Consider the following 6,989-nt stretch of genomic DNA (forward strand, 5'->3'; position numbering starts at 1 on the left):
TCCTCCTCACTTTATTATTCGTGAGAAGGATGAAAAATTAGATTTTTTTCTCAATTGGGGCCACACTAGCCAAAAGTTTTTTCAAACCTACTTCTGGGAAATTGATTTTCAATTCCTGCGTAGCACCGCTACCTGAAACTTCCACAACAGTTCCCTCTCCCCACTTCTTGTGGAGGGCAATGTCACCAATGGACCAATTTGCCTCGCTAGAAGCTGATTTTGCTCCAGCTGTAAATTGACCAAATGGGAGACCGCTTGACTGGATAGATTTTGGGGCAGCACTGCGTTTACGGTCTTGAAGAGCCTGAGCAAGACTCATACCTTGACCGAAGGCAACCCCACCACTGCTATAAGATGCCTTAAAGCTTGTATTTGCTGGACGAGCCAGACCTTGATACTCAAGTAAGTCCGAGCTGATTTCGTTAATAAAACGAGTGGGACGGTTGTAGTTGGTACGACCAAAAAGCAGGCGCGAGTTGGCATTTGTTAGATAGAGAATTTTCTCTGCACGCGTAATTCCTACATAGGCCAGACGGCGTTCTTCTTCTAATTCATCTGGATCCTCGGCTGCACGACTAAGTGGAAAGACATTTTCTTCCATCCCAATCAAAAAGACAACTGGAAACTCGAGACCTTTGGCAGCATGCAGGGTCATCAAGGTCACTTCTGATGTCTCCTGACTACCTGAATCTGTGTCCGCAATCAAAGCCAAGTCATTTAAGAAACGACTCAGTTTGTCCAGACCAGTTTCCTCTTCTGACTCATCAGAGGTGTCATCAAAGTTTTTCGTCACAGAGAGGAACTCCTCGATGTTTTCTACACGAGCCTTGCTTTCTAAGGTCGCTTGGGCGTTAAGAATATCGACGTAACCTGTTTTTTCTAGGACGGCCTCAACCAACTCAGTAATGCTTAAGTGGTCCAGTTGCTCTCGCAAATCTAACATCATATTTGCAAAATCCCAGATAGACTGGGCTACTTTACCCTTGATACCAGACAACATGATATTGGCTGAAGCATCTAGCATAGACATGTTTTGCATATTTGCAAAGTCACGAATTTTCTCAACAGTACCTGGCCCAATTCCACGTTTTGGTTCGTTGATAATACGCTCAAAACTGATATTGTCACTCAAATTAGCAATAAGATTAAGATAAGCGATAATATCGCGGATTTCCTTACGGCTGTAGAACTTGGTTCCACCAACCATGGTATAAGGAATGTTTGACTTGAGCAGGGCTTCCTCAATAGTACGAGACTGGGCGTTAGTACGATAGAGAACTGCAAAATCCTTGTGAAGGAAGTTTTGACTCCGACCAAGTTCATCGATAGTTCTGGCTACAAATACAGCCTCATCTAGCTCATCATTGGCACGATAGTAAACGATTTGCTCCCCATCAGCATTCTGGGTCCAGAGATTCTTAGGACGGCGGTTTTTGTTGTTTTTAATGACCTCGTTGGCCGCTTGGAGAATTGTTTTAGTGGAACGGTAATTCTCTTCCAACAAAACAACCTTGGCTTGGGGATAATCTTTCTCGAAATCCAAAATATTCTGCATATCAGCACCACGCCAACCGTAGATGGACTGATCCGCATCCCCAACCACACAGATATTTTTAAAGCGTGAAGCCAAGAGTTTGACCAATTGATACTGAGCGTGGTTGGTATCTTGGTACTCATCAACATGGATGTACTGAAACTTCTGCTGATAGTAGGTCAAGACATCAGGATTTTGATCAAAGAGACGCAGGGTCAGCATAATCAAATCATCAAAGTCAACCGACTCCGACTGACGCAGTTCTTTCTGATAAGCTGTATAACACTGGGACACGATTTGCGTATACATATCGCCAGCTTGGGCAGCATAAGCTACATCATCAATCAGATCATTCTTAGCATTGGAAATGGTTCCCAAAATAGTTCGTTCATTCCATTTTTTAGGATCCAAGTTCAACTGCTTGAGAATGCGTTTCATGAGAGTTCGCTGCTCCCCTGGATCTACAATAGTAAAATTGCGATTGTAACCAATATGGTCCGCATCGCGACGCAGAATACGCACACACATGGAGTGGAAAGTCGCAATCAGACAGTCCTGAGTAGCTGGATTAAGGCTATAAGCACGCTCCTTCATCTCACGCGCAGCCTTGTTGGTAAAGGTAATAGCCAAGATATTCCAAGGATTGACAAGCTTTTCATCAATCAAATAAGCGATACGGTGGGTCAAAACACGGGTCTTTCCAGAACCAGCCCCTGCCATGATCAACAAGGGACCTTCTGTCGCTTGCACCGCCTCAGCCTGACGGTCATTCATTCCATTTAATAATGCGTTCATCTTCTCTTCCTTACTCTTAAAGTCAATATTTCTATTATATCAGAATTCAGGGAAAATAGAAACTTTACGGGGAGTAGCAAAATATAGTGGATTGAAACTAGAATACTACACTGTGGGTTTCTAAAACACTCGACTTTTTCACTTAATTTTTTCATGAACTAGCTCAATACATCAATATAAAAAAGGTAAATTTAAGATTGGCAATACGAACGTTAAACAGAATTCCATTTCTCTTTTTAGAATCAAAACGACAATATTGTGGAACCTCTACAGAAACAATAGATTGCGACACTAAAATATTCTCCCCTAGTTTTGCTTTACTAATAGTATATAGGAGGAGAGCCCTGAATCCTAGACCCTCTGTTATGATGTGGTTACAAACAGAGTTGGAAAAAATCTTAAAGCCAGAAAAACGCATGATATCAGCCCCTAACACTTGATACAATGCGTTTTATTATGAAAAGATCTACTGGATTTTTTATCAAAATAAACTTCCAGTAGTCTTTTCAATTTTTATTAATAAGTTCCTTCTTCACCTTGGCTAGTCAAGATAACAGGTCCATCTTTCGTAATGACAAATTGGTGTTCATACTGACATGACAATCCACCGTCAATGGTCTTATGCGCCCAACCGGTTTTCATATCTGTATCGATTTCCCAGTCACCTGTATTAATCATTGGTTCAATAGTCAAGACCATTCCTTCACGGAGACGAAGTCCACGACCAGCAATACCATAGTTAGGAACCATTGGTTCTTCGTGCATGGTTGGGCCAACACCATGACCAACCAAATCACGCACTACACCGTAACCACGACTTTCAGCGTATTCTTGAATGGCTGCACCAATATCACCAATACGGTTCCCAATAACAGCTTGCTCAATCCCCTTATACATTGCTTCTTTAGTTACATCCATCAAGTTTTTCACTTCTTCGGACGGTGTACCTACAGCATAAGCCCAACAAGAGTCTGCTAAACCACCAGAATAGCTCTGAGTGTATTTCTTCATTTGCTCAACATTGTTGAAGTTTAATTTTGAGACATTCAAATCAGACTTAGCAATTGGACCTCCCAAAACCATGTCAACCTTGAGCAAATCACCATCTTTCAAGATATAGTGACGAGGGAAAGCATGAGCTACTTCATCATTAAGAGAGCAACAGGTAGCATAAGGATAGTCCATCATGGCACCGTCAACCCCAATCTGAAGTGGAAGGAAATTTTCTTCCTTACAACGACGGCGGACATACTCTTCTACTTCCCACATATCTACGCCTGGCTTAATCAAATCACGTAAGCCGATATGAATGCTTGCTAGAAAATCACCAGCCTTATCCATAGCTTCGATTTCACGAGCTGATTTTAATGTTATCATTTTTTCTCCTAGTTTCTAATTAATTTTAACGGTTACATTTGCTTTTGAAACAATCTGATGACCATGATAAATATCGTAATCAATAATAGCTGACCGTCTAGTATGGTGGATAATGCGTGCTTGAATGCGCAGTGTATCATCTATCTGAACAGCCTGCAAAAAGTAGATGAGCATCTGCTCGATAATGAGATTGCGACCACTATTCACAACTAAATCTTGGGTCATGTGAGTCAGTATCTCCGCTAATACACCATTAGCCAAAACACCGTTTTTCTCAAGCATAAAGGGTTCCACTGTAATGACGACTTCATCATGGTGATAAGCGAGTTTTTGACCAATCTGCTCAGAAAAAGTTGGTAGAGCAGAAACTTGGGAACGACTCATCTTCTCCATGACATCTCGTCGTGTCACAACTCCAAGCAAGGTTTGATTATTCCGAACAACCGGTACCATTTCAAAGTCTTCAGCAATCATCCGTTGACTCACATTGGCAATATTTGTCGATAATCCAACTAAAAATAAACTACGAGACATGACCTTGTCAATTGTGGTACTTGGTGACTTATCACCAGCATCTCTCATGGTTACAATGCCAACAACAACCTGATGTTGATTGATAACAGGAAAACGACTGCTACGATTCTTGCGTACCAAGTACAAATAATCTTTAACGGTGTCTGTCTCTCTCAGAAAACCATACTCATGACTTGGACGATAAAGCTTCTCAACTGTCAAAATATCAGTCTTGATTTGGACATTTGACAAGGCTTTATTGATCATAGTCGCAACAGTGAAAGTGTCATGCTTGCTTCTTAGAACAGGAATCCCTTTTTGATTTGCCAGTTTAAGCACATCATCATGAACATGAAAACCACCTGTAACCAAAACGGCATTTTCATTTTCCAGCGCTAGTAATTGGATACGGGTCCGGTCTCCGACAATCAAGAGTCCCCCATCATGAAGGTAGGATAGGATGTTTTGTTCAGTCATGGCACCGATAGAGAACTTACTAAATTCTCTCTCTAAACCTTCTTTCCCAGCCAGAACCTCAGAAGAAGTCACCTCTGCAATTTCAGCAAACGCTAATCTCTCTATAGCAACTTTCTGGGATTTAACACGAATTGTTCCACTTCTAGGACGGGTCTCCACAATTCCACGGTTTTCAGCTTCTTTAATAGCCCGATAGGCTGTTCCATCACTAACTCCTAGATGATTGGAAATACTACGAACACTGACTCTTTTACCTACTGGTAATTCCTCCAAATAGCTTAGAATTTCCTGATGCTTACTCATTGAACTCTCCTTTTACATACCGAAATTCAAGATAATCCCGCATTTTTCTTGTGTAACGATCACTTCCTTTAAACTGACGAATCAATCGAAATCCAGACTTAAGGGCAACCCGTTGACTTGCTTCATTTTCGAGATGGGTAATAATAGATAATTGTTTTAAATCAAATTCTTCAAAAGAAAGCTGACAAATTTTTCTAACAACCTCTGTCATAAATCCTTGCGACCAAGCATCTTTTCTCAAAAAATAGCCAAGCTCAGCTTCTTTTTTGATTTCATCTAACTTCTCAAATTTAATAGAACCAATCATTTGTTGATTTTTCTGGTCACAAATTGCCCACACTCCCAAAGGGGACTTCATAAAGTAATTGGCAAGTGCATACTGACTTTCTTCCAGACTTGCCTGCGTTGGGAAAATAAATTGAAGATTTTCTGGATTTGAAGCTACCTCGTGGAAGTCCTGATTATCACTAAAAAAGAAAGGACGCAAATACAAGCGATCCGTTTCAAAAAAAGAAAACATTGCTAATTTGGTCCAAATATTCATAAACACCTCTACGGTTTAATACTCAACAAGTCTAATATCCGCTCCTAGATTACGTAATTTTTCGATAATATCAGAATAACCACGTAAGATAAACTCGACATTGATAATTTCAGTTTGTCCCTCGGCCATCAAACCAGCAATAACTAAAGCTGCACCTGCTCTCAGGTCAGTTGCTTTAACACTGGCTCCACGTAAACTACGTCCACCCGTGTACAAAATATGACCATTTGTTGTCGAAATGTTCGCATCCATCTTTACTAGTTCAAAAACATGATTTACACGTTTTTCGTAAATCGTATCGACAATTGTACCACGACCATTCGCTCTTAGTAAAAGTGGGGTAATCGGTTGTTGCAAATCAGTTGCAAAGCTTGGGTAAGGAGCCGTCTTAATATTGATTGCTTTCAAATTAGACTGTTCCTCGACAAAAATGCTGTCTTCAGATACAGTCATTCTCACTCCCATTTCTTCCAACTTAGCAATAAATCCTTCTAGGTGTTCGTAAAGAACATTATTGATACGAATTCCTTTACCAACTGCAGCAGCTAAGGAAATATATGTTCCAGCTTCAATGCGGTCTGGAATCACCTGATGACGTGTCCCATGTAATCTTTCGACACCATCAATAATGATGATATTGGTTCCTGCCCCACGGATATGGGCACCCATATTATTCAAGAGGGTAGCTACATCAATAATTTCAGGTTCACGGGCTGCATTTTCAATAATAGTACGACCATTTGCTTTAACCGCAGCAATCATCGTATTAATCGTTGCTCCTACACTAACCGTATCCATGTAAATACTTGTACCATGAAGTCCTGTATCTTTAGCAGATAACTTCATGTTATCTCCCTCGTAGCTAACAGTGGCACCCATAGCTTCAAAAGCCTTAAGGTGTAGGTCAATCGGACGAGGACCAAGGTCACATCCTCCAGGCAAGCCAACTGTGGCTTCACCAAAGCGACCTAAAAGACTTCCATAAAAATAATAAGATGCACGAAGACTATTGATTTTCCCATAAGGCATTGGAATATTTTGAACACCTCTTGGATCAATCTCCAAGACATCGTCATAACGCTTAACAGTAGCTCCCATCAATTCCATAATTTCGACAAGACTGGCTACATCCGAAATATCTGGAACGCAATCCAAAGTCACCACATCATCAGCCAAGATAATAGCCGGAATTAAGGCCACAACACTATTTTTAGCACCACTAATAGTGATTTCACCTTGTAGTGGTAATCCACCATTGATAACAATTTTTCTCATTCTAAGTTTTCAATACTCTCTCAAGATTTCTAATAAGGTCTTTAAAATAAATTATATCATAAATGCAACCTTTTTTCCATCCTTTTCAATTTTATTGGATAAATCAGAGTTGATGAGTTAGTCACTGATACTCAATGAAAACCAAAGAGCAGATTAGGAAGCTAGCCGCAG

At 40.6% G+C, this 6,989-nt stretch carries 5 protein-coding genes; all 5 read right to left on the reverse strand.

The window, feature by feature from the left end; translation table 11 throughout:
* Positions 1-37 precede the first annotated feature (37 nt).
* Entirely contained in the window at positions 38-2,329 is a 2,292-nt protein-coding gene (gene pcrA / locus HT719_RS00280; protein WP_172927861.1) for a DNA helicase PcrA, read from the reverse strand.
* A gap of 516 nt (positions 2,330-2,845) precedes the next feature.
* Complete coding sequence (locus tag HT719_RS00285) at positions 2,846-3,706, reverse strand: methionyl aminopeptidase (protein ID WP_000631540.1); 861 nt, start codon at positions 3,704-3,706, stop codon at positions 2,846-2,848.
* A 15-nt stretch (positions 3,707-3,721) separates the two neighbouring features.
* Positions 3,722-4,999, reverse strand: coding sequence for a CBS-HotDog domain-containing transcription factor SpxR (spxR, locus tag HT719_RS00290; protein ID WP_000033818.1), 1,278 nt, complete (start codon positions 4,997-4,999; stop codon positions 3,722-3,724).
* Positions 4,992-5,543: a GNAT family N-acetyltransferase gene (locus HT719_RS00295; protein ID WP_001028719.1), complete on the reverse strand. Its 552-nt coding sequence runs from the start codon at positions 5,541-5,543 to the stop codon at positions 4,992-4,994. The genes spxR and HT719_RS00295 overlap by 8 nt, the downstream gene beginning before the upstream one ends.
* 15 nt (positions 5,544-5,558) lie before the next feature.
* Positions 5,559-6,818 (reverse strand): UDP-N-acetylglucosamine 1-carboxyvinyltransferase, encoded by a 1,260-nt coding sequence (locus HT719_RS00300; protein WP_023940713.1) that lies wholly within the window; start codon positions 6,816-6,818, stop codon positions 5,559-5,561.
* Between the last annotated feature and the right edge of the window lie 171 nt (positions 6,819-6,989).

The sequence above is a fragment of the Streptococcus sp. k-378 genome, assembly GCF_013277505.1.
Classification (GTDB): domain Bacteria; phylum Bacillota; class Bacilli; order Lactobacillales; family Streptococcaceae; genus Streptococcus; species Streptococcus pseudopneumoniae.